This window comes from Sphingobacterium suaedae, assembly GCF_042684625.1.
Taxonomy (GTDB): domain Bacteria; phylum Bacteroidota; class Bacteroidia; order Sphingobacteriales; family Sphingobacteriaceae; genus Sphingobacterium; species Sphingobacterium suaedae.
In genome coordinates this window covers 803254-828110 of the sequence record NZ_JBHULR010000003.1, presented here as the reverse complement: position 1 = coordinate 828110, position 24857 = coordinate 803254, and the positions used below count along the sequence as shown (strand labels likewise).

At 43.5% G+C, this 24857-nt stretch carries 21 protein-coding genes and 2 tRNA genes; 9 read left to right on the top strand and 14 right to left on the bottom strand.

The window, feature by feature from the left end; translation table 11 throughout:
- The 6 genes from ACFSR5_RS06995 to ACFSR5_RS06970 form a co-directional block, all read right to left on the bottom strand.
- A complete protein-coding gene (locus ACFSR5_RS06995; protein WP_380902097.1) occupies positions 1-1848 on the bottom strand; it encodes a flavohemoglobin expression-modulating QEGLA motif protein in 1848 nt (615 codons plus the stop codon).
- On the bottom strand, positions 1832-2620 hold the full coding sequence (locus ACFSR5_RS06990; protein ID WP_380902095.1) for an N-formylglutamate amidohydrolase: 789 nt from the start codon (positions 2618-2620) through the stop codon (positions 1832-1834). The genes ACFSR5_RS06995 and ACFSR5_RS06990 overlap by 17 nt, the downstream gene beginning before the upstream one ends.
- Before the next feature lie 226 nt (positions 2621-2846).
- Positions 2847-3404 (bottom strand): NADPH-dependent FMN reductase, encoded by a 558-nt coding sequence (locus tag ACFSR5_RS06985; protein ID WP_380902093.1) that lies wholly within the window; start codon positions 3402-3404, stop codon positions 2847-2849.
- A gap of 144 nt (positions 3405-3548) precedes the next feature.
- Positions 3549-3854, bottom strand: coding sequence for a DUF4342 domain-containing protein (locus tag ACFSR5_RS06980; RefSeq protein ID WP_380902091.1), 306 nt, complete (start codon positions 3852-3854; stop codon positions 3549-3551).
- Between the two features lie 52 nt (positions 3855-3906).
- Positions 3907-4860, bottom strand: a complete 954-nt coding sequence (locus tag ACFSR5_RS06975) for a DUF4407 domain-containing protein (protein WP_380902089.1) — start codon at positions 4858-4860, stop codon at positions 3907-3909.
- A gap of 4 nt (positions 4861-4864) precedes the next feature.
- A complete protein-coding gene (locus ACFSR5_RS06970; protein ID WP_380902087.1) occupies positions 4865-5407 on the bottom strand; it encodes a hypothetical protein in 543 nt (180 codons plus the stop codon).
- Between the two features lie 239 nt (positions 5408-5646).
- On the opposite strand from ACFSR5_RS06970, the gene ACFSR5_RS06965 reads away from it, so the two are divergent.
- Both ACFSR5_RS06965 and ACFSR5_RS06960 read left to right on the top strand, forming a co-directional pair.
- Positions 5647-6531, top strand: coding sequence for an ABC transporter ATP-binding protein (locus ACFSR5_RS06965; protein WP_380902085.1), 885 nt, complete (start codon positions 5647-5649; stop codon positions 6529-6531).
- Complete coding sequence (locus tag ACFSR5_RS06960; RefSeq protein WP_380902084.1) at positions 6524-10165, top strand: ABC transporter permease/M1 family aminopeptidase; 3642 nt, start codon at positions 6524-6526, stop codon at positions 10163-10165. Before ACFSR5_RS06965 ends, ACFSR5_RS06960 begins: the two co-directional genes overlap by 8 nt.
- Positions 10166-10338: 173 nt before the next feature.
- On the opposite strand, the gene ACFSR5_RS06955 is transcribed toward ACFSR5_RS06960, so the two are convergent.
- Positions 10339-12201: a TonB-dependent receptor plug domain-containing protein gene (locus ACFSR5_RS06955; protein ID WP_380902082.1), complete on the bottom strand. Its 1863-nt coding sequence runs from the start codon at positions 12199-12201 to the stop codon at positions 10339-10341.
- A 76-nt stretch (positions 12202-12277) separates the two neighbouring features.
- On the bottom strand, positions 12278-13219 hold the full coding sequence (locus ACFSR5_RS06950) for a zinc dependent phospholipase C family protein (protein WP_380902080.1): 942 nt from the start codon (positions 13217-13219) through the stop codon (positions 12278-12280).
- Between the two features lie 113 nt (positions 13220-13332).
- On the opposite strand from ACFSR5_RS06950, the gene ACFSR5_RS06945 reads away from it, so the two are divergent.
- Genes ACFSR5_RS06945 through ACFSR5_RS06935 form a run of 3 tightly spaced genes read left to right on the top strand, consistent with a single transcriptional unit; the run spans position 13333 to position 15897 of the window.
- Entirely contained in the window at positions 13333-14319 is a 987-nt protein-coding gene (locus tag ACFSR5_RS06945) for a glycosyltransferase family protein (protein ID WP_380902078.1), read from the top strand.
- Between the two features lie 5 nt (positions 14320-14324).
- Positions 14325-15005 carry an FKBP-type peptidyl-prolyl cis-trans isomerase gene (locus ACFSR5_RS06940; protein WP_380902076.1) on the top strand — a complete coding sequence of 227 codons (681 nt, stop codon included), beginning with the start codon at positions 14325-14327 and terminating at the stop codon, positions 15003-15005.
- The gene (locus ACFSR5_RS06935; protein ID WP_380902074.1) at positions 14992-15897 is read left to right on the top strand and encodes an aldo/keto reductase; all 906 of its coding nucleotides are present in this window, start codon (positions 14992-14994) and stop codon (positions 15895-15897) included. The genes ACFSR5_RS06940 and ACFSR5_RS06935 overlap by 14 nt, the downstream gene beginning before the upstream one ends.
- A gap of 133 nt (positions 15898-16030) precedes the next feature.
- Here ACFSR5_RS06935 and ACFSR5_RS06930 read toward each other — a convergent pair whose 3' ends face one another.
- Both ACFSR5_RS06930 and ACFSR5_RS06925 read right to left on the bottom strand, forming a co-directional pair.
- A complete protein-coding gene (locus ACFSR5_RS06930; RefSeq protein ID WP_380902072.1) occupies positions 16031-16555 on the bottom strand; it encodes a YceI family protein in 525 nt (174 codons plus the stop codon).
- Positions 16556-16809: 254 nt separating this feature from the next.
- A tRNA-Arg gene (locus ACFSR5_RS06925) sits at positions 16810-16883 on the bottom strand.
- 188 nt (positions 16884-17071) lie between these two features.
- On the opposite strand from ACFSR5_RS06925, the gene ACFSR5_RS06920 reads away from it, so the two are divergent.
- Together ACFSR5_RS06920 and ACFSR5_RS06915 are read left to right on the top strand one after the other, a co-directional pair.
- Positions 17072-17596: a YceI family protein gene (locus ACFSR5_RS06920; RefSeq protein WP_380902070.1), complete on the top strand. Its 525-nt coding sequence runs from the start codon at positions 17072-17074 to the stop codon at positions 17594-17596.
- A 91-nt stretch (positions 17597-17687) separates the two neighbouring features.
- Positions 17688-17772 (top strand) — tRNA-Ser (locus ACFSR5_RS06915).
- 361 nt (positions 17773-18133) lie between these two features.
- Here the strand turns inward: ACFSR5_RS06915 and ACFSR5_RS06910 are convergent.
- The 4 genes from ACFSR5_RS06910 to ACFSR5_RS06895 form a co-directional block, all read right to left on the bottom strand.
- Positions 18134-19105, bottom strand: coding sequence for a hypothetical protein (locus ACFSR5_RS06910; RefSeq protein WP_380902068.1), 972 nt, complete (start codon positions 19103-19105; stop codon positions 18134-18136).
- A gap of 98 nt (positions 19106-19203) precedes the next feature.
- The gene (locus ACFSR5_RS06905) at positions 19204-20370 is read right to left on the bottom strand and encodes a glycosyltransferase family 4 protein (protein WP_380902066.1); all 1167 of its coding nucleotides are present in this window, start codon (positions 20368-20370) and stop codon (positions 19204-19206) included.
- Positions 20345-21364 carry a lysylphosphatidylglycerol synthase transmembrane domain-containing protein gene (locus ACFSR5_RS06900; protein WP_380902064.1) on the bottom strand — a complete coding sequence of 340 codons (1020 nt, stop codon included), beginning with the start codon at positions 21362-21364 and terminating at the stop codon, positions 20345-20347. The genes ACFSR5_RS06905 and ACFSR5_RS06900 overlap by 26 nt, the downstream gene beginning before the upstream one ends.
- Positions 21358-22533: a glycosyltransferase family 4 protein gene (locus ACFSR5_RS06895; protein WP_380902062.1), complete on the bottom strand. Its 1176-nt coding sequence runs from the start codon at positions 22531-22533 to the stop codon at positions 21358-21360. Before ACFSR5_RS06895 ends, ACFSR5_RS06900 begins: the two co-directional genes overlap by 7 nt.
- A gap of 192 nt (positions 22534-22725) precedes the next feature.
- On the opposite strand from ACFSR5_RS06895, the gene ACFSR5_RS06890 reads away from it, so the two are divergent.
- Together ACFSR5_RS06890 and xerD are read left to right on the top strand one after the other, a co-directional pair.
- Positions 22726-23694, top strand: coding sequence for an endonuclease/exonuclease/phosphatase family protein (locus tag ACFSR5_RS06890; RefSeq protein ID WP_380902060.1), 969 nt, complete (start codon positions 22726-22728; stop codon positions 23692-23694).
- Positions 23695-23911: 217 nt separating this feature from the next.
- The gene (gene xerD, locus ACFSR5_RS06885; RefSeq protein ID WP_380902058.1) at positions 23912-24805 is read left to right on the top strand and encodes a site-specific tyrosine recombinase XerD; all 894 of its coding nucleotides are present in this window, start codon (positions 23912-23914) and stop codon (positions 24803-24805) included.
- Positions 24806-24857: the final 52 nt, after the last annotated feature.

The following is a 24857-nucleotide window of genomic DNA, read 5'->3' as shown; positions in this document are numbered from 1 at the left end:
TTAGTAATTTATCATTTTAAAAATACTGGCAAATTGGTTGACATCTTTCAGCTTTTTGACGTACGGCGCTTGCAGATACCGCGGTCGTAACAAGGGTTGCTTGAGTATACCACGTTGGATCAGATCTTCGACAATGGGCAGATAATCTTCCCGTATTTTTCCGATTGTCAATAAATCCAAGCTCTTTCCCTCTTGAATGTAGTGAATGAGTTCTATGAACCCCTGCAGATATACCGCGTCTTTCGTCAACCCACCCGAACGATATACACGCATGGTCATGTTGAACGATGTTTCGATATCAAAGCTATACTCTTCATACAATAAGCTAAAGGTATCGATAAAAGAGTGTCCCATAAGCATATAGCGAACAGCTAATATACGGCCTGCTAATATGCGTAGACGTTCATTCGTTAGACCACCCACAAGGAATTCGGCCATCACAGCTAATCCTTCTTGTAGCTGTTCGTATCCCGGAACCCCTTGCCGAAATAAGCTAAATGTTTGTTCTTTGCCATTGAAATAGGTGATGATATGTGTACCTACTTCATGCTGTATTAAAGCGCGCGCGCGATTTTTAGCGATTTTATACTGCTTGCTGATATTTAAAACGCCGTGGTTCACCATCACGCCGGAAATGTCATCGCGAATACGCACACTGGTGTTAAAGGAAGGCGACTGTTGCTGTAAAAAAGAAATCTCCTCCTTGGCTAGTTGGGCAAATTCATACGCATTCAGATACGGCTCCTCATGTGGATCCTTATGCGCTGTCGGAATGCTATCGATGGCGATAAGGAGCGCTTTGGCTACTTCATAAAGGCTATCGCTGACATTGCCGAACACCATTAAACTCCCGTATTTAAAATCGGGCGTACCGCGCGCCGCCAGCATAGTCATCATATCATCTAACTCCCGGCGTTTATCGCGGAACAAGTATGCAATAGTTGGGTCATATATGTCTTCGATCCGGAGATTATACAGGTTCCTTTTTACAAGATCCGGATCGAGGGGCATGGGACGGTAGTGAAACGTGGGTATTTTTCTGAACCGCTCTTTTTTAAACTGAAGCCAAGCATCGTGTGTATTGGTCGGTGTCGTTAGCAGGAGAAAGTCGAACTTTTGACTTTCCTTGGCCAGCACATCATCAATCTCATAGATCTGGGTATTTAAACGTTCATGAACTTTCATTCGGAAATGCGCGGCCCGAACGGTGGTGTACAGTCGAACAAATTCGAAAAACAAACGGGATAGACTCTTTGCGAGCGTTTCCCGTATATGACGAGCAAGGAGTGGCAAATGATGTCCTTCAATATCCTCATATGCCTTTTTTATCGATAAGCCAAGAACGAGCACCAGGTTTTCCTTGGCATCTTTGGTGTGGAGGAGTGGAGGTTGACCGGGGGCAGCAGGCAGTTTGGTTTCCTTTTTGAGCTCGGTATGTATTTCCGGCGATTCCGTTTGTATATTCTTAAGTAAATATTCCGCTAGAACGAGTGCGTTTTTTTGCGATAGATGAATCGCGACATCAGCCGCTTGTTCTTCGGATGCCGTCCATACCTCTATTAGCAAGCATGTTCCAAATTCATTGGCAAGCGCATGCGCAATTTGCGGAATCCATCCATTAACTTCGTCGTTGGGGCCGGCCGGCACGAATATAGCACTTGCCAGTTCAGATTTTGCCAAATTGGATAACATACGATCTTTCCCCGATAAAGGTATACGATAGATGAACAGATACGGAACAATCTTATTGAATATAATTTTTCCTTTATTAGGTATCTGTTTATGTAGCGGCTTTTTCTCTTTGATGGCCTGAAGAAGCTGTGGCAGCAATTTATCTGGTGAGTCCATTTGTCTGGAGAGCTTGTAGATCTTTAAGCGTATGCATTAAGAGCTGTTTATATTCTTGAATGAACGGCATATAGGGAACACCAGTCCACTCATCCATGAAATCTTTACGAAACTCAATGGATAGTACACATCCCTGATCTCCATATTTTTGAAGGAGATGTTGTGCCAAATGTCCTCCTTTAAATTTTACATTTTCCCGAATGTCCACAGGACGTTCCGCCAATTGTTGACTCGAAGCGCTATCTAAAAAAATGTCGATCAGCGGACGCCAACGCGCATGATTAAACTGTGTGCCTAAATTGATTTGCGGATTGGTTTGCTGGTCTACCACCTCGTCTGGCCCCTGACGTTTTGCATTGTAACTATGGATATCGAGCCAAACAAAATATCCATGTCGGTTGATCGTTTCTTGTACCCATTGGTCGATACGCGCATAGATATCGTCGTAAGCCAAATACAACGATTGCAGTATCTCGCCGGGCAGTGTTTCTTTCCAAACGTGGAGCCCCCAGGCTTGTTCTGGACGGAGATAAACGGCGTCTGGCAAGGCACGGTTGATGTCCAGTTGGAAACGCGACGTGCTGACTAAAAATTGGTTGACAGGCAATTCTGCCATACAGGCTGTATATGGATCTTCCTCGCGCAAACGAGCTTGCTCATCCAATTGAAAGTACGGTGCTATCGTTGGACTCGTCTGATGACCATCGTGGATAGCGGAAGCCCAAATAGGACTGTCATTGCGGTTTACTTTAAAATCAAATAATGCGAGCATATATCTTGCGGTTCGTTTTGTTAACTAATAAACGTATCAGTAGCCAAATAGTTTGACCGCAAAGATTCGCTTACGGCGCGTACCGGAATGCAATTAGGAAGGCCCGTCGTTGGGTATGCGACGGGCCTCTTCTCTTCGTATCTATTTGCTAACCGGTGCACTGTAGCAGCCTGCAAATACGTTTTTTAAGCCATGTTAAACGCTTTGATAGTCGTTGGCTACATTTTTATACACGAACCTTTTCGGTAAATTGAATAAAGGCTTCAAGACTTTGTTGTAAAAATTTGGCCGTATCTGCATTGCTGAGTTTACCATCATCATCGAACAGATTTTGGCAGTTCGCTAGGTAAACCTCAGGTTGTTGCATCGTAGGCATGTTTAGGAAAACTAACGATTGTCGGAGATGATGGTTTGCACCAAAGCCACTCAAATTACTTATTGACGATGATATTACCCATGCAGGCTTACCATCCCAGCAATTTTTACCGTACGGTCGGGAACCTACATCAATCGCATTTTTTAGAACGCCGGGTACCGACCGGTTGTACTCGGGTGTTACAAAAATGACCGCGTCAAGTGATTTAAGAGCTTCCCGGAATGGTTGATAGGCTGCTGGACTATCTCCTTCATCGTAATCCTGATTATAAAGCGCTAGCTGTCCAATCTCAATCATTGCTAGGTCATACCCCATCGGGGCATGTTCGATCAAGAAATGCGCAATTTTCTTGTTAAAAGATTCTTTACGCAGGGAGCCGACGATCACGCCAATTCTTTTGTTCGCCATAATATCTTCCTTTTTGATGTCTATATTAGGAAAACAAAACAGAACCGATTTGGTTTGTTACCTTCGTTTCATAACGACAAAAATAAGCAGCACTCCGAACGTTTTTAAGGTGTGGAAGACATCTGAAGCGTGGCCACGGGTTGCCTATTTTACCTCGATGATCGTGCTCTCGTTTTCGGAAGACTTCTCTTTGGGAGGGGTATTGTCCTCGTCTTTCCGCTTTTCGACTGTAATTTTGCATTCGGTGAGCAGGGCTGCTAATGCGCCTACGGCAGCGAATATTGGAGCAAATACAACACCTACAACACCTAGTGTCACCGGGAAACTCATGATCTCCTTACCGTGTTTGTCGGAGATACTGATTTTAGTCACATTGCCTTCCGCAATAATTTCCTTGATTTTCTTCAATAGGTTTTCACCGTTTACGAAAAATGTTTCTTTGATTGACATAATATATTTGATTTTGATTTTTAATAGAATAACAATAAGAAGTTTGCTTTGTTTATGGAGCACCTAATTTTTCCAACATGTGCACACGTATAGCGGTTTGATGCTGAATAAGCTTATCGTAATCCGATTCTTTATCCGTCAGCTTCATAACCAATACGAACAATTCAATGGCAAGGAAAAACAACATAAACAAGAGATAAACAAAGATGCCGATCTGTGAAGATGTCACCACATCATGCAAAAGAGTTAATTCGTCCAAAAAACCTGTGGCAGCTTTCAGTTCTTTTTCCTTCCGATCTTTGATCGTGGTGATGGACGCGGCCAACGCAAATTTCTTGTTTTGAAGTGTTTCAATCTGTTTGTGCAACTGTTCCATCTCCAGTTTTTTTGGGTTTTCCATGACCGATTTATTGGTCGATTGCGTGCTGTTGACTTCTTTTCCCGACTGATCACGCGTGACACTGCGGTTCGTATAACTCGTGACGATCACCGGATTCTTTTTTAAATCCTGGCTGACGGCATCGTACTTTTGATTCGCTTTATCAATCATGACGTCCAAATCTTGGATTTGCTTTTGAATATCGTCTTCCGATTGTTTGACAGCGATTTTTACGCGTTGATCCATCACCTGCGCTTTCCGGAGTTCGATATCATCTTTAAAGGTGATCTGATCCATAATGAAAGCACCCAAGATGGACATAACGACTGCGAGCAGCACACGAAATATGCTCGACCAAGCACTCACTTTTGTTGAAAGAATAATGATGCGTTCGATCTGTATAATAACGAAGCTCATTAAGGCACCACCGATGATACCGCCCCACGAATCGAGATGGAGATAACGCGTTGCGAAACTGTAGCCAATGAAAAACCAAACCAATACGATCAAAAGCATCGCTGATGTATATTTCTTAACATTTTTGGAAGATTGCTCGCTGGAATTTTTAATCAGGCTGTAATTAAACCCTGTTAGGAAGCAACCAAATTTTAACCACCAATCTTTCATCTGCTTAAAATCGTTTAGATAGTAAATGAGCTTGGGTAATAGACGCCATGCCTTTCATAAATCCGCGTTTGTAGGCAAGAATTGCGCGCTCGCAAAGTCCGCTATCTGACTGTAGGGAGCGTTCGAACTCATGGACTTTTTCCATATGTGCGTGCAAATCAGTTTGCTTTATCTTTAACTCATCGACAAGATCAACTAGACCGGCTCGCCCGCGCGACTGTATGTGAAATTCCATGTCCTTCATAAGCGAATCGTGATAGGTCTTTACCTGATGGATCAGGATCTCAAGATCGTACCGAATAAGTCGGATGTTGTCGTTTTTATATCCTTCGTCGGGACTGACCAAGGCATCGTCGTAGCCTTTTGCTTCAAAATCCTGTTGGAGGTAGTTGTATATTAGGAAAATGCCTTGATTGCCGTGTACCGAAGCCCCGTTCAATGTTGAATGGTCTACTTTGGTTTCTAGCACTGATGCTGATGCCTGTGTCATTCCTTCGGTAGACACCGCCGCATCATTTTTCTTTTTTAGTCGTGTGAACCATCCCATTTGCTTCTTGTGTTTATTAGACAAAGTAATAGCGTGGAATCGAGCGTTGCGATAAATTTTAGGTAAATGCGCAAAAAAAATAGGTGAACGGGGGGATATGGTCGGTAAACATTCTGCGAGTCCTACCATATGCGTATTTGTGTCTGTATCAGATAACGCGTACCTAAAATACTAGGTGGAGATTTGTAACAAAAGGATCCATCGGTCGACTAATGGGTTAACTTTAAATTCTACAGCCAATGACTTTGCAGATCACAAATTTAACGAAAACGTACAAGAACGGTGTGAAAGCACTGGATAATGTACATTTGGAGATAGGGAGGGGCATGTTCGGCCTGCTGGGACCGAATGGCGCAGGAAAATCATCGTTGATGCGTACGATTGCGACATTGCAACGTCCGGATGCAGGAAGTATTGTGTTCCGCGATATGGACGTCCTGTCGGATAAAATGGAACTCCGGAAAGTACTGGGCTACTTGCCCCAAGAATTTGGTGTTTATCCAAACATTTCCGCGGAGCAACTATTGAACTATTTTGCACAACTTAAGGGCATCGGATATAGGCGGGATCGTCGGAAAATGATTCACGAAGTCCTTGAAATCACCAACTTATTGGATGTCAAAGATAAGAGTGTGAGTGGCTATTCGGGAGGAATGAAACAACGTTTTGGTATTGCCCAGCTGTTGTTGAACCGTCCCCAGCTTATCATCGTTGATGAACCGACGGCAGGTTTAGATCCGGCTGAACGTCAACGTTTTCTTAACGTATTACGTGAAATCGGGACAGACAATACGGTTATATTTTCCACACACATTGTGGACGATGTCCGTGAGCTATGTCATGAACTGGCAATCCTGAATGGTGGTCGCGTTCTTTATCGGGGAACGGCCAAACAGGGAGAAGAGCTGTTAGCTGGTAAAATTTGGACGAAAACCATTGATCGTATCAATTTCGAAAGAGAAAGCCGCCTTTACAATATCATTTCATCGAATTATAATCCGGATAATTCGTTAAACATTCGTGTTTATCACGATGTGCTTCCCGGGGACGGGTTTGCGCCTGTGAAACCGGTCTTGGAAGATGTTTATTTTGTCAACCTGAAGGAAGATCGTATTCATGTTTAAGCATATCTTTATATTCGAGCTCAACCGCTGGATTAGGAATCCGCTGTTTTACGTGTATGGTACGCTGTTTATGGCCTTCGCTGTGTTTATCATGGGATCGAACCTGGGGGTTTTTGATCAGGCGACTGCAACGACAACTAATCCGGTCTATGCGAATTCACCGATGAGCGTCAGCGGCATGTTAAATGCACTGTCCATTTTCGTCTATTTTTTATTACCCACCATTGTGGGCGGTGCGATTTATCGAGACTTTAAATATCATGTGCATCATGTGTTGTACTCTTATGCAATCGATAAAGGGGCGTACCTCGCTGCCAAGTTTCTCAGTTCGCTAACCATTAGCATCGGGATTGTTCTATTTACAACGGTTGGGTTTTTGATAGCGCAGCTCTTGCCTCAAGTCAACTCAGAGCTGTTAGGACCGAATCATTTTTGGTCGTACCTACAAGCCTATTTGTATTTTGTTATTCCCAATCTTGTCTTGTTTGGCGCTATTGTTTTCGCTTTAGTAACCTTCACACGAAATATTTACATTGGATTTATATGTATCATCTTTTTATTTGTCTTGGATGCTTTTTTGGGCGGCCTTCGCAATAATATGGACAACGAGTATTTGGCTTCTCTCATAGACCCGTTCGGTTTTGAAGCATTGCGGTACGAGACCAAATACTGGACTGTGGACGAACAAAATGTCAATAATATCCCTTTTTCTGGCGCCATATTAATTAACCGGTTGCTTTGGTTCTCCATTGGTGTTCTTGTCTTAACATGGGTTTATCTGACTTTTAACTTTTCTCATTTGGGTGTGCAATTTGGACGGGCAAAAAAAGGAAACCGGCTGACTAAGAATAATTTTGGGAGCATTATTGCTATCAATTTGCCAAAAGTGCGCCTAGATTATTTTACGACCAATCATCTGAAAACAGCTTGGCGTATCTCCCATACAGATTTCATGTTTATTGTCCGAAATTGGATTTTTATCATCATGATGATCTTTGCGGTGTTAATGGTGCTGATCGTAACCTCGTCTACCGGACAGCTTTTTGGTACAGAAACGTATCCTGTAACTTGGAAAATGCTGGTAACAACCGGAAGCATTTACGGCTTCTTTCTTACGTTGATCATTTACCTGTTTGCCGGTATGTTGATTCAACGAGCGAGTATCGCCGGAATGAGTCTCCTCGTGGATGTTACTGCCACTCCAAATTGGACGTTGTGGTTATCCAAGCTGATTGCCTTGGTCAAAATAACGTTCACCGTTCTCTCGATCAGTATGCTGACTGCTATCAGTTATCAACTTTCTCAAGGTTATTACCAATTGGAAATAGGGCATTATCTTTACGAGCTTTTCGTACTGGATTTTCTGAACTATCTTGTTCTAATACTCTTTGCACTATTTATTCATGTGTTTTTCAAGAATTATTATATCGGTTTTTTCGTTTGTTTAATTGTTGTCATGACGGTACCCTTTTTGTCTAAAGTAGGTGTAGAACAAGCGATTTACAAATTTAACGAGGGGCCATCTTACAGCTATTCGGATATGAATGGTTACGGTGATGTGCGCCATTACATCTGGTACAAGTTGTATTGGTTGCTTTTTGTCAGTTTCTTAACAGGAGTAACCTTACTGTTTTGGCGCCGTGGTGTTATTGCTGGTGTTCGAAATCGAATATGTGCGGCGATCGAGCGTTTTAAACCGGCCGTGATTTGGCCTACCGCATGTGCCCTGCTTGCGTTTATTGTATTAGGCATCGCCATCTATCGGGACAATAATGTGCACGAACGCTACGTCTCAGCGAAGCAACAAGAGCTAGAGCAGGTTGCCTATGAAAAGAAATATAAGCGGTACCAGCATCGTGCACAACCACGCATTGTTGATGTGAGCGTGCAATTAGAATTTTATCCGGAAGACCGAAATTTTTATGCCGCTGTAGCGTACGTGCTGAAAAACAAATCAGCGGAAGCGATCGATTCCATTTTTGTCAACTACAATGATCTGCTGGATTCTATAACTGTCGCCGGCGCAAAGCGCGTATCAACAGACAGTATAGCGGATTTTGATATCTATCGGTTAGAGAAGCCGTTGCTACCTGGCGATAGTTTGACGGTATATGCAACACTCGAAAACCAACCAAATACGTTCTTAAGAGACCGTTCGCCTATACTTACGAATGGAACGTTTATGAACAATCGATATTTTCCTTCTATTGGCTATCAAGAAAATGTAGAGTTGGTGGACAATGCTATTCGAAAAAAATATGGCTTACCAAGTCGTGACCGCATGGCAGAACCCACGAATACGTGGGCTAGACAAAACACATACATTGCGAACGATTCGGACTGGATCCGTTTTGAGGCTATCATCGGGACGTCGACCGACCAGATTGCGATTGCACCCGGCTATTTGCAGAAAGAGTGGACGAAGAATGGACGGAGGTATTTTCATTACAAGATGGATCAAAAAATGCTGAATTTTTATTCGTTTATATCTGCCCGTTATGCGGTACGTAAGGAACGATGGAACGACGTAAATCTGGAAATCTATTACCATAAAGGACATGAATTCAACCTTCGACGGATGATGGCTTCGATGAAGAAATCGTTATCCTATTATGGCAGGGCCTTTAGTCCGTATCAATTTGATCAGATGCGTATTATCGAGTTTCCCAAAACGCATGGCACATTTGCACAGGCGTTTGCCAACACCGTTCCATTTTCGGAAGGCATTGGGTTTATCGCTAAAGTCGACGAAACGAATCCTGACGCGGTGGATTATCCTTATCATGTGATTTCGCATGAACTGGCTCATCAATGGTGGGCACATCAAGTAATAGGCGCTAACGTGAAAGGTTCGACTATGCTTTCCGAATCTATGGCAGAATATAGCTCTCTGAAGGTGCTGGAAAAGACGTACGGCGTTTATCAAATGAGGAAGTTCTTGAAGGAGGCTTTAGACAAGTACCTGAGCGGAAGGGGGAATGAGCAGTTTAACGAGCAACCCTTGGTGACCAACGAAAGCCAGCAATATATTCACTATGACAAAGGGGCGGTTGTGATGTATGCCATGGCTGACTTTCTAGGCGAGGAGAGGTTTACTAGTTTCCTAAAAGCATATATTGCCCAAGTTGCTTTTCAGGAACCTCCTTATACAACCTCCTTAGAATTTGTATCGCTGTTACGGGCGCATACACCCGATTCGCTGCAATACCTTATTAAGGACATGTATGAGACGATCACCCTTTACGATAACGAGGTAGAATCAGCGCGTTATAAGAGACTGCCAAATGGTACTTACCAAGTTGATATAACCTTTCATGTGCGGAAATATCGTACCGATAAAAAAGGGAAGCGGTCGTATGCCGATCAGGGTGAACGGGCTTTACAAGAAAAAGTCGGTAAACGAACCTTACAGTCGTTGCCGCTGGCGGACTATGTGGAAGTGGGTGTATTCGGAAAGAAGAAAAAACAAGGGACATATGAAGTGGACAACCAGATTTATCTGAGCAAACATAAGATTGATAAAATACATAATGTCGTTTCAATTCTTGTCGCTGAAGAACCCACCGAAGTCGGGGTAGATCCATATAATAAGCTGATCGATACCCATTCGGACGATAACCGAACAACGTTGTAATGATAATGCACGGGAGGTTTAAAGCCTCCCACTATCTTTTGTGTGATTGGCTATTCGGCGACCTATGCGTGGAAATATCCGCAAGCAGCATCGAATCTTCGCGTTAAGCTCTCTCTAGGCGACACCGTCAGATACGTTGATTTGCTTGGAAAGCAGCTTGAAATGTTATATTTTCAACCGTTTTTCTTCCAACGATACTTTACACCTACGCTGTACCACCTTCCGGGCATAGGAATGGCCGCACTCTCAATGTAAGTGACATCGAATAGGTTCTGTGCATCCGCATAGACGGAGACCGCTTGAAATTCGAGTCCAAATCGGGCGTCCATAAGAAGATACGACTTATCTGATATCCGTTGGTTGAACCGATTGGTCAATCCTAGCGTCCAATTGTTGTGTTGGGCGGTAAGTAATAGCTTCGTTTGATGTTTTAAATTCTCAAGTTGATATTTGGAGGTGAGCTCTTCCGCCTGTTTAATCGTTGGTTCCAAGTAGTTATACCCCACGTTTATCCCATAGCGTATTTCCTGAACCTGCAGATGATATAGTAAGTTCATATGGATACCATTTACTTGATTTTTGCCCATGTTAAAAGGTTGGTAAGGTTCGTTCGCGTCGGCCCTTACCCAATCTATGAAGTTTCGAATGCGACGGTGGAAATAGCCCATGTGACCAATGATATGTTCGTTTTGAAACTTAATGGCGCCCTCCGCTTGCCAAGCATCTTCGGACAGCAGATTCGGATTCCCGATGTTGCCTGGTCGCTGATTTAAGTACAAATCGGTAAAAGTGGGTATCCGTTGACTTGAGCCAGCATTCACGACGATTTTCCATTGATCGCTTAATGCATACCCCAAGTCGAAGCCCGGATAGATTTGCCAACCATACTGACTGTTATAATTTACATATGCACCAATATTGAGATCTAGATTTTGAATCTGTTCCGTTCGGAATTCGGCGTACGCACCATGGTTGTCTCTTTTATGGTCGCCCATATTTGAGCTGTTAATTCGCTCCAAGCGGGATTCGATCCCAACGCCAATGTCGCCGATGGAGGTCTGTAAGCGACTGTTCACCTCCAATGAAAGACTATTATTGTAATGTCTAGAACGTGCCTTAGACAAGTCGTGTCGATAGTATCGGTAATCGTCTTCATTATAACGGTTGCTTATCCGGGGGCTCAGATAAAAGCGTTCGGAAAGTTGGTGTTTGGAAGACAGGGAACCAAACACGGTTTCCACGATTTCTTGCGATTCCTTATCGCCGGGTGCGGCATAAAAACCGTTCGCCCCAAAGCTGTTATACAAATAGCTACCGAGCCAAGTCACGCTGTTCCGGCTGTCAATGTCCAGGTTACCTTGATAATATAACTTTTCGGCGTTGGAGGCGGTGTTGTAACGTTGTCCATTGGATTTATCTTTGGCATAAAACAGTTGATGCTGATGTTCTTTTTGGTGCCAGCTTACGCCCAATTGCGTGCCGGCGTGGTAATATACCCCGTTTTTCTGCTCCTCGTCTCGGTTCTTAAACGAACTCCCTGTATACACATTTGCTTGTACACCGGTTTGGGTTATCGTTTTTGTAATGATATTGATTGCACCCGTGAGCCCATTGACCCCATAAATGCGGGCGGCAGGCCCACGGAGTACCTCAATGCGTTCAATAGCATCGAGCGGTATCGGCAAATTTAGGTTGTGGTGCCCGGTTTGCGGGTCAGATACTTTTGCTCCGTTTATCAATACGAGCGTTTGGTCAAAGCTTCCTCCATCGATGCTGACGTCGGCCTGCGTGCCAAAAGGACCACGTTGGCGAAGGTCAACACCGTTGAGCAGGCCAAGCGCTTCGTTCACATTCTTGACAGGCAGTTGTTTGATCTGTGCGGCAGTAAGAATTTCTATATTTCTGTTGTCTTTACTAAACGGGATCTGCAATCGATTTTGATTGATAATGACTTCACGGATGTTGGTCGTGTCTTGCGCGATCGACAGCGCGGGTAGCAATCCCAATAAAACAATAGACGACGATATCTTTGGCATATTTTTATAAGTTAACGGCGCAAAACTAAGCATTTATTGGCAATTATGTTGCCCGTTATAAAGTTGTTGGAACTCGTTAATGCCATTCCTCCCGTCCTAGTATTCTCCCGCTTGATTGTTCAGAAGAAGACGAAGTTTTCCGGGTATCATAGACGGAACGGAGTTGTGGTTGGCCGGCGTCTATCCAAGCGGACATCCAAAACGATCCGATACGTTGAATAGACTGGCGCATGCGCCGTTCTACCATCCCGTTCATCCGGTAGTGGTAAGCCGACGCGTACTGATCCGAGTAGGTCGCCACCAAAATATTGTTTCGCGGGATATAACTGCGCTGAAGATGCGGTGGAAATTCTTTGGAGAGATTTTTTTCAATGAGTAAGACAGAATCAACCAACGCGTGACTTTCTTTGATTATCTGCCAAGCGGAGTCCAAAGGACTACGTACGTACTGGGCTTTACCTACCAATAAATTATAGCTGGAGGCGAACATTTCCGGTAGCCTGCTTTCCCAAAATGCATGGATGCCTATTTGTCCGGTTTGTTGACCATTATAGTTACTGGTCGTATGCAAAGGCACGTGCGCATCCGCTATGTAATGGCCCAGATCTGCCGTATGTTTAATAATGGCCTCTGGCTCTTTTTCTCGAAAAGCCTTGATGAGTTTTTGATAGGTGAATGCGATTTGCCAGGGGACAATCCCTTGTGCCAATAGTTTTTTTTCTTGATATTTTTCTTTGGCTTTACTCCAGTGAACCGGAATTGAGTCCAGAACATCTTCCGTGTATTCATCAATGTCGATGAAATGCCGTGGTGATTCTAAGGAGTCGACATAACATCGTTTGTCGGCGTCTACGGCTCGCTCTGTAATGATATCGATGTACTTCTTGTAGAACACGGCGAGTTCTGAAGGTAGCGTAAAAACTGCCGCTTGGTTAATGCGCTTGTGCGCGTAAAAGCCCCAAGACGAAAAGAGAGAACATATCAATAATCCCCAAAAGAATAGCAGTTTCTTTGGCATGGCAAGCGTATAAAAGGTTTCTTAAAATTAAAGAATTTTTGTGAAACTTCCTGTCAACCGCTCTCATTTTGGCGGAAAATTAGTACTTTGGGCGCATAAATGAATGCGGTCGTATGAAAATATTGTATGCAGTTCAAGGTACAGGAAACGGTCATCTCGCGCGTGCGTTAGACATTATTCCAATCTTACGCGAGCTGGGCGAAGTGGATATATTGGTTAGCGGGATACAGGCCGATATACAGCTGCCGTTCGACGTGAAATATAGGCTTCATGGTCTGAGCTTTATCTTTGGAAAGTCCGGGGGAGTTGATCTGTGGCGTACCTTCATGAGCTCTACGGTGCGCAAATTCATCCAAGAGATCAACCATTTACCCGTTGAACAGTATGATTTGGTAATTAATGATTTTGAGCCTATTTCAGCTTGGGCCTGTCAAACTCGGGATATTCCTTGCATTGGGTTGAGTCACCAAATTGGTGCCTTAGATTCAGCAAGCCCGAAACCAGACGAAACAGATATGTTGGGGAAATTCATCATGAAGAATTATGCACCGTCCAGCATTTCATATGGATTCCATTTTAAGTCGTACAGTAAATCTATTTTTACGCCGGTTATCCGCCAATCTATCCGAGAACTGGAGCCTAAGGACCACGGGCATTATACGGTTTATTTACCGTCATACGATGATGCCCATTTGTTGAAGAACTTATCGAAGTTTTCAGATATCCAATGGGACGTTTATTCAAAACATAATAAAAAGAAGTTTTCACTAAAAAATGTAACGATCAATCCCATTCAAAGTGATACGTTTGTTAGAAGTATGGCAAATGCTGCGGGTGTCTTATGCGGAGCCGGCTTTGAAACGCCCGCGGAAGCATTGTATCTCGGAAAAAAATTGTTGGTCATCCCAATGAAAAACCAGTATGAACAACATTTAAATGCTGCCGCGCTGGAACAAATGGGCGTGCCGGTTATTAGCAGTTTAAAAAAGAAATTTGACTATGCGATCGAGGCATGGTTAAATAGCAAGAACAGGGTGGCTGTGGACTATCCCGATATCACTCGTGATATTATTACAAACATAGTAGAACAACATAAATAGAAAATATGAGGAAGTTTGGGTATGCTGTGGTAGCATTAACCATGACACAAGTGTATGGAGCGAAAGCGCAAGTTTTAAAAAACAACATCGACTCCGTGTCTTATGCATTAGGAATGGATGTAGGGTCTTCGTTGACTAATAATGGCGTGATGATTAATCCGGAAAATTTTTTGAAAGGTGTCACGGACGCCACGAAGGAAAATCCACGTTTGATCGAACAAGAGGAAGGGATGCGCATTATTAAGGCCGCGTTCGCGAAGGCTGCTGAAGAAAAAATAAAAGTGTTCAAGGAAGAAGAAACAGCATTTTTCGAAAATATAAAAAATAAAGCAGGGGTAAAGCACTTGCAGGATGGACTGTATTATGAAGTGGTCAAGGAATCGGCAGGTGCCAAGCCTGCAGATACGTCTGAAGTTATCGTACATTATAAAGGAACATTAGCGAATGGAAAGGTTTTCGACAATTCCTATGACAGAGGAGAGCCCTTGGAGATCAGCTTAGACAATGTCATTCAGGGATGGAAGCTTAGTATTCCGGTTATGTCTGTTGGTTCGATTTATAAGTTTTATATCCCTTCTGCGTTGGGATATGGACAGCGTGGAGCCGGAGCCGATATTCCTCCGTATAGTCCGTTAGTGTTTGAGATCGAATTAGTAGGTATCAAAGAGGCGAATGCAGGAAATTAAAATTGGTCAATCTGATTTAAAAATTGCGCCCATTGGAATGGGGACAATGTCCTTGAAAGGTGGCGCGACGAAGCTCAACGTCGATATCCTGCAACAGGCTTATGCATCCGGTATTCGATATTTCGATACGGCTGATTTATACGAAAGGGGAATGAATGAGGATCTGGTGGGACTCGCGTTATCATCGGTGCGTGATCAAGTTGTATTGGCTACTAAGGTGGGCAACCAATGGCGCTCGGATGGGAGCACGTGGGATTGGAAGGCATCGAAACCGTATATCATCAAAGCGGTGGAGGCATCGCTTTCCCGGTTAAATACAGATTACATTGATTTGTACCAATTGCATGGCGGAACAATAGAAGATCCGATCGATGAGATTATCGAGGCGTTTGAAGTGTTGACCAAAGCCGGGAAAATACGTTATTATGGCATCTCGTCAATTCGGCCGAACGTGATCCAAGCATATGCCGAACGCTCCAACATCGTGAGCGTCATGATGCAATATAGTGTATTGGATCGCCGTCCTGAGATTGTGTTTCCATTACTTCGCCGAAAGGGTATTTCGGTTATTAGTCGTGGAGCGCTAACACAAGGTATGTTGGTGGATAAGCCCATCGAAAGCTATCAACAGCTAACATCGGGAGAAATTGGCCATGCTAAACGCAACGTAGAACGGGTAGCGAAAGCCCTTGGTATTTCCAAAACGCACTTGCTTTTGGGGTATGTGTTAAGTAATCCTGCCGTCGATGTCGCTGCTGTGGGTGTTCGAACGCTCGCCCAGCTCAGGGATATCGAATCATTTTTATCAAAATTTAGGTTGTTGACCGAAGAACAGCGAAATGAGGTCGACAAGGATATCCGTAAGCTATCGTATACCGATCATCTCATTTAAGACGATTACGCGTCTGACGGCAAAAAAGTTATTTGGATAACATGCTGCGAACATCCTGCCGAATCTTCGCTTGCATCCAAAAAAAGGTGCTGTTCTAAAACAGCACCTTTTTGTCGCGATTTAAGCCTCTTATCTATGCCAGCACAAACTGCACATCGGCATGGAATTTCACTTCTTCACTTACCATAACACCGCCTGTCTCTAACGCCGCATTCCAGGTTAAACCGAAATCTTGACGGTTTATTTTACCCGATACAGTATATCCCGCTTTTTGGTTTCCCCAAGGATCCTTTGCGATCCCGCCGAATTCAGCAATGAACGTAGCTGGTTTGGTAACACCTTTGATGGTCAGGTCGCCCAAAAGCTTGTATTCATCGTCGTCGACTTTTTGTATTTCTGTCGACTTAAACGTGATGGCGGGATAAGCCGAAGCGTTAAAAAACTCCTCGCTCCGTAGATGCTGATCGCGCGGTTCGTTTTTGGTGGTAACCGAATCTGTTTTAATTTCCACTTTTACCTGCGCTTGAGAGAGATCAGCAGAACTGCTGTCAACCGTTACGTTAAAGTCCTGAAATTGTCCTTTAACGTTCGAGATCATCATATGTTTTACTTTAAACTCTAACTCGCTATGCGATTTATCTAAACTCCAAGTTGCCATAATATACGTACTCTATTTCTTTTAATTTGTTTTACAAATATCGGTCAAAACTATCGACAAGATATTGATGTATGATAAGAAAATAAAAAGAAAAACACAGTTTTTGACGATAAAATGTTTTTAAGGGTTATTTATAGCAGGAAGATACGCCATTTGCGAAGTCGTAGTGAACAAGAAATGAAGTGCTTTAGGTTATTCCCTTTCGACATGCATGCAGAAAAAAAGCCCTCTATGGTAAATAGAGAGCTTTTCAGTACGCCAATCAGGATTCGAACCTGAGACCGACGGTTTAGAAAACCGTTGCTCTATCCAACTGAGCTATTGGCGCCTCCTTTCGGTGCAACAAAAGTAGACAATTGCGTTAATTTTGCAAAATAAAAAGTTTATTTTTTACGCCTTACACATTAACTAGTTGCCTGCCAAATATATAGTTTCGCATGCAGCCTTTACAAAAAAATGTCTCGACGAATAAACAAAAACCAACATTTATGGTTATATTCCCATAAACGTATGATTATGGCAACATGGACAGTAGACAAGGCGCATAGCGAAATTGAATTTAAAGTGCGCCACATGATGATCTCTAGTGTAAAAGGATTCTTTCAAAATTTTAATTTCAACATGAGCGGCGATCCACAAGATATTTCAACTGCTGCTGTTCGTATAGCGATAGAAACGTCTTCCATAAATACAAAAAACGAACAACGGGATCAACATTTACGGAGTGAGGATTTTTTCAACACAACGCGTTATCCAGAAATCACGTTCGAATCGACGACGATTAATAGGCTCAACGAAGAAGAATATGAGGTGACGGGTAATTTAACCATCAAAAATATAACAAAGCCGATCACTTTTCATGTAGAGGTTGGCGGCTTGGCAAAAGACCCATGGGGCAATGAAAAGATAGGGTTTGCCTTCCGCGGTAAAGTGAATCGGGAGGACTTTGGGCTTACGTGGAACACGACGCTAGAAACCGGGGGTGTTATGGTGGGAGAGGAAGTGAAAATTCAAGGCGATGTTCAATTTATACTCAATTAGCAATCAATTGGATACCGTTGGGATCGTGTCCATATACCGAAAAAAGTAAAATAAAATTTTGCAGAAATGATAAAATTCGTACTTTTGTCGCGGAGAGTTGGCAGAGTGGTCGAATGCGGCGGTCTTGAAAACCGTTAACTGTCACAGGTTCGGGGGTTCGAATCCCTCACTCTCCGCAGGAAAATACCCTTATCGAAAGATAAGGGTATTTTTTTTCAAGCGTTTTGGATCCGAACAGGAGGGATGGCCGGGGTTCGATCCACAGGAGGTTTAGGGTGTAGCTGGGGCCTGTGGGGCTAAACCAATCCCTCACTCTCCGCGGGAAAATACCCTTATCGAAAGATAAGGGTATTTTTGTTTTCAAGCGTTTTGGATTCGAACCGGAGGGATGGCCGGGGTTCGATCCACAGGAGGTTTAGGGTGTAGCTGGGGCCTGTGGGGCTAAACCAATCCCTCACTCTCCGCAGGAAAATACCCTTATCGAAAGATAAGGGTATTTTTTTTCAAGCGTTTTGGATCCGAACCGAAGGGAAACCCCTATAGTTTTTCCAATTCCAAGGAGAGCGCCTTCAGATCTTGCTTCATAAGCGTGATGTGGGATTCTAATTGATCATACATATCTGCGCGGTTCACTAATTCTTCTGTGCTGTATTTACCGCCATCACCGAAATAAATATGGGTATCCCCATCGCCGCTACCATCGTCGTTCTCCGCAATTTGTCCGAAATTTTTCCATTTGTCGATAATGGTATGTCTTATCGACTTCTCTCCAGTAGCCGGATCTGCATAATTTAAATAATACCAAACGCTGGTTGGGAAATTGGACGAAACGGATTTGCCTTCCCAGACTTCGCGTAATGCATTACGCTTATGATAAAAGTCAATCTTTCTATTATTAAACAGCATCAGTAGTCCCAATGTTGCCTCTGTAATACCCGTGGCAATGCCGACAGAATTGCTCGCTGTTTCATTTTTGATCACACCACCCGTAGCGATCGCCCCACTTGCGCCGACAACAATTGCGGCCACAGTTAACTTGGATTCCAAGTCATTTTCATTTCCTTTGAGATAGTTAGCAATTTGGCTTGTCCGTTCTTCTTCACAATCCATTTCGGAGGCAATAGCAGATACTTCTAGAGAAGCTACGTTAATTTTATTATCGATACGTTGTCTAAGCTCCAGCACAGATACGCGCTGCTCCAAATTTGTCGAGTCAAGTTTTTTTTTCAAATGTATATAACGCACCAGATCGGGCAGTATTCCTATGGCGTTAGCCATATGCAAACTTTTATACTGCAAACGGCTGGTGAGTTCACGATCCAAAGACAATTGATGGAGTGGGGTGGGGATGTCCTTCTCCGTATAAGTATATACGTTTTGTTGGTTGCACGTACTGGCTATTATCTGCTGCCGGATATTTGCGTCCTTAACAGACGCACATCCCGAGAGAACGGATACGCCTGCAGCGAGTATGGACACTCCTGTATAAAATGGAACACATCTCTTCATAAGATAGAACACTTGGAGATATGAATATAGCGAAAAATTTCGATCCTAAATACATCCCTGAACATACACCAAATAAACAACTGAAGTTCCAGATGTCATCAGTCTGCATTACCAGATAGTTTTCGGAATAATACGGCATAATCGCGGACCATCTTTTCCCAACTGAAATGTTGAAGGGTGAACGCCCGAAAGACGTTACGGCACTCGGCGTGGCTCTTGTCTGTCAAGGTTTCAACAACGGTTTTGCGCCAAGCTTCTGCATCATGATGTTGAACCTGAATACCATTTTTGCCGTGTAGAATAGCGTCATTTATACCTTCTAGATTTGCCGCGAGCACAATTGTACCACAGCTAGCCGCCTCGAGGCACACCAATCCGAAACCTTCCATGTCGCCTTCAACCTGTATGTTGGGCATGACGAAAGCATCTGCATGGCATAAAAGAACCTTAAGATCCGCTAAAGGCAATTTTCCGACATGTTTCGTTCGATTTGTAAAGGCGGGGTGAAACAGTAGTCGTCGCAGTTCTGGTTGATCAGATGGATAGCCCATGAATAGCATATAGAGATTACGCCAACGACGGGGTAGTTTTTCTAACCATTTTTCCCGTTTGGACGCCGCCATTTCAAATGGCCCAGCCAAAACTAAAAAAATATCTTCAGGTAGGAGTGGTAACACCTCTCGGATAAACCACGAGAATCCCTTCCGTTTAACGGGACGGCCGAGGGCGACCAAGATCTTTTTGTCGATTGGAAGTCCGTACTTTTGCCGTATGGTATCCCAGTTTTCCGCTGTCGGGAGTGTCGAAAGGTGATGGTCAATTCCGTTGGCAATGACAGAAACTTTATGTGCTGTGACACCACGATGAATAATAGCGTCTGCTGTTGCGTGGCTGACGGCGATGATGTGGTCGTATCGATTGAAACGTGGTAGGATAAAGCGCTGATAAATCTTGGATGGAAAAACGACATCAAGTCCGTGCACCGTCACTATGCGTGTTAGATGGTTATACCCCGTGTGCCAAAGACTCATCGAAGCGATCAAACCATCGTTAAAATGTACCACACTGATATTCGGATGGCTGTGTATTTTTTTCAAAATTCGGTCGTTGAGTCTTCGGAAAAAGCGATAATAGCTTTCTTCGCCCGTGTATACGATTTTGTGGACAGTGGCGTGTGCCAGCATACCATTGATTAGCTCATGACTTTGTTTTTCCATACCTCCGGTTGCCGGAGGATACTTATGGCTGACGAATAGGATCTCCATGAATAGCAAAATTTAGGGAGCCGCTTTTACGAATAAATAGATAACAAACCACGCCAATACCGATCCAAAAAAGCTGTCGCGCACGGCGTAAAATGGACACGGTTATCCAAATGGATGACGCCTGTATCCCGATCGCCGCTAAAACCAATTTGTTGCCCAGCTCTTCGATACCAAGTTGCCCCGGGATAAACGCACCGGTACTTTTGATCACGATGACGCCCATGTCTAAAAGAATTCCATGCATAGGAGACACCGGATAACCGAGAAAAATAAGAATCAAATAGAATTCGAGACTGCCAACAACCCAATGTAGTGCAAAAAATAGATACGACAGCCAAAAAGCACGTTTCTTATGTCGAAAGAAACAGCGCGTTTGGGCGGTAAGCAATACGATGCGCGTTTGCAGTATTTTAAACCAACCTATTGGGGCAGCAGACTCAGCCGGGGCGCGCCTTGGCGGTCTGCCAAGACCGACTACGAATAGAATAAGACCGATCGCTAGAAGCAGCATACAAAAAACACAAACATACCGTAGAAAAGAAGGAAGTGTCGCTGCTGCATGACCGAGTAACCAACATGCCGCAACAATCGATAATGATAATTGAGAAAGCACGGCCGTCACGCGCGAGACCACCACAGATTCCGCTAGCGTATCTTTAGCGATGCCGCGGTTTCTTAGAAGAACCACTTTTAACAGATCACCGCCTATCACACTAGAGGGGTTGTATAATCCCACTGTCTCGCCAACCTGCCGAATCATAAATAAACGAAGCAACGATATATGATGCCGTTCCTTGCCTAAACATACCCACCATCCATAGGTTCCCAATAAATAGGCCGATGCCGTAATGAGCACGATGTAGAACGATTGTATGCCTACATCTGATAGCTCGGTAACCACTGCTTCAAAATCAGTATGGTAAATGAAGAATCCGATGGGGACAATCACGCTGATGATGATCAAAAATTTCACCCATTGTTTCCTCCTTAACATGCCGTCCACACCAAGTTGTCACTAGGGCTACTGGCTAGTTGCTGGATGTCTTCGAAATAGCGGTCTGTTAACATTTTCCAATCCAACTGTTGTACTTGTGCTAAGGCAGCATTTCTGATGACGCGATGTAATTCCGGATCATTAAGCAGTAATTTGATATAGATAATATAATCTTCGGGAGATTTGGGCAGGCATTTATATCCGGTATGGCGATGTCGGATCAGATCTGAACTTCCACCCCCGTCAGCGATGATGCAGGGCAAACCAGACGCCATTGCTTCAATGACCACATTGCCATACGTCTCGGACGTCGACGTAAACAAGAAGATATCGCACGAAGCGTATAAACGCGCAAGTTCTTCGTGTTCCAATTTCCCTAAGAAAAATGCGTTAGGCATACGCCTTTCCATATCTTCTTTTGCAGCCCCATCTCCAGCGATGATCATGTTATACGGAATACCGGCGCGTTCAAGTCGATCATAAATGTCCATCAACGTTTGTACGTTCTTTTCCCAAACGAGTCTGCTCGCAAAGAGGATATTCGGTTTGCTATTCCCTGTATGTCGATGGACATGCGCAAGATCGCGTTTCGTAGGATTGAAAAGGGTCAAGTCTATTCCACGTTGCCATAACGCGAGTTTGGTATCGTCGACGCCAAAGTGTGCTAGCTGGCGTATCATCGAAAGCGACGGTACGTAAACGGAGTCACAGCTGTTATAAAATCGTTTTGTCGCTGCGATCATCCAACGTTCAACAGGTTTTATCAATGCTGGGAACTTTCGGAAATAATAAGGAATGTAGGAGATAAAGTTCGTGTGATAAATGCTGATGACTGGAATATTCCGTTGTCGGGCATACCGCAAAGCAAAGAAGCCCAAGAGCGAAGGCGTAGCAATATGAACGACATCAGGCTGGAATGTGTCTAATTCGTGCTTCAACTGTTCTTTAACTAATGCGGGCATGGTGAAGCTATAATCCTTATTGAGACCAGTATTGAGCGTAGGAATACGTAACGAAGCGTGTTCTGCAAGTTGATCAGGCCCTTTGCCATAAACAAAGAGGTAGGAGAAGCGGTTTGTGTCGATGCGGTTGATGATTTGGAACATGGTGCGTGATGCTCCGTCAAATTCTTCAATGAGTATTTCTGCAAAGAATGCTACTTTTACCATATAATCAGGTTCCGTTATTTTTACGAAGATAAGTCCGTGGTATTTCTTTAATGGGAATTGAATATTAATGATTTATGAATTTTTACATGTTTTTTTTATAATTTTTATAATTCCTATACGTAAGATTAATCTTTTTTTTACACCGAGGTAATACGGCCTATGTAGCTTTGAATAGCATCAAGTAGCGATCAAATGGAATTACAACTTGTTTGGCAAACACGACAGAAATGGGGACGCATATTGTTGATTGTATTTCTCGTATGCGGCTATTTTTACCTAACGAAAACGAGTCGATCTGCCGTGCAGCCGATCGAAGCTTATCTTTCTTCAAGAAGGGCTGTATCGAATGCTTCCACTGGCAGCTTGTCGCTGTTGACCTATAATGTAGCAGGGCTACCCGATGTCATTTCTGCGGCGACGACCCCTCGTGCCCAAAGTATGCGAGCGATTTCCAAAAAAATAAATACGTTCGATATCGTCAACGTACAGGAAGACTTCCACTATCATGACGACCTCTATAAAGGGGGAAACAGACATCCTTACCGTACCGCTCCTAAAATCGGGATGCCTTATGGTGACGGATTGAATACCCTATCTAACTATCCGATTTTGGAATCTCGGCGCATTAGTTGGAAAGATTGTCATGGAACAGATTGTTTGGCTTCTAAAGGTTTTTCCTACACACGAATACAGCTTGCTGTTGACGTAAACATTGATGTATACAATGTGCATGCAACGGCACAGGACAATGCAGGAGCTGCATTAGCCCGTCGTAAAAACATGCAGCAATTGGCCGATTATATACGGCAGTATTCCAACGATCAAGCCGTATTGGTTATGGGCGATTTTAATGCGCACTATGCCGCTAGTTGGGACAATGTGTTGCGATTCTCTGAACGAACAACACTAACAGATGCTTGGGTGGCACTAGAGCGAAATGGGACAGTACCTCCGATTCATCCACAATTCAGAGCTGCCGACAAATTGGCGCTCACGGATACCTGTGAAAGCATTGATAAAATATTCTTCCGCAATAGTCTTCATGTTGAATTTACCCCGCGCTCGTATAAAGTTGAAAAACAGCAATTTTCCGACAATCACGGCGAACCCCTTTCGGATCACTGTGCTATCTCGTTTGTGTTAAATTGGAAGAAAAAATAGGGAAATTGCCTGAATCAAAGAGGTTGGCTTGTTAAATACTGTTAACAGGTGCAGGTGCAATCCACTTTGGTACAGAAGTTGAACTACATTAACCATTCATAATTTAGGTTAATAATTGGTTAGTTCAATAAGACTTAAGTCTCCCCGGCTTAAGTCTTATTTTTTTGCAGCCGATGTAGCGCCTCGTCGCTCCAAAATATTTCTTACCTTTAGGCCAATGAACTGGGATTCTGTCAAACGTGATTTTAAACGGTATCTGCAACTTGAACGCAATCTTTCCGAAAATTCGATTGATGCATACCTAAATGATGTTCAGAAATTAGAGGCCTACTGTAGCTTTAAGCGAGTTAGCCTCGAATCGGTAGATACGCGTTTCCTACAACAGTTTCTGATGTTCGTAAATGAGTACCATATATCGCCGTTTACCCAAGCACGTCTGCTTTCTGGCTTAAAAACCTTTTTCAGCTTTCTTCAATTAGAATACGAAAGAAAAGATCATCCCGCACAACTGTTGGAATCACCGCGTTTAAGCCGTAAAATGCCAAGTGTGCTCAATATCCAGGAAATCGATGCATTGATCGCTGCAATTGATCTGTCTACCCCGGAGGGGACGCGTAATAAGGCCATCCTAGAAATGTTATATGGATGCGGCTTGCGCGTGTCGGAGCTCGTTCAGCTAAAATTGTCCAATTTGTTTTTAGACGTAGAGTTTATCAAGGTAGAGGGGAAGGGGAACAAGGAAAGGCTCATACCGATTGGAGAGCAAGCCATTAAATATCTGAAGATTTATTTGGATGAAATTCGCAGACAAATGCCCATTCAGATAGGAAACGAAGATATCGTGTTCCTGAACCGTCGGGGAAAACAGTTGACAAGGGTAATGATTTTTCTAATTATTAAAGATTTAGCAAGAAAAATCGGACTGAATAAATCCATCAGTCCACATACATTTCGCCATTCCTTTGCTTCTCATTTAGTAGAGGGAGGAGCTGATTTGAGAGCGGTACAAGATATGCTTGGGCATGAAAGTATCACGACGACCGAAATCTATACCCACGTGGACAGGGACTATTTACAATCTATTATTACGCAGTATCACCCGCGGTCGTAATCAATTACAAATGCAATGATGTTATATTTATTGTTGCAATAGTGTTGCGTTA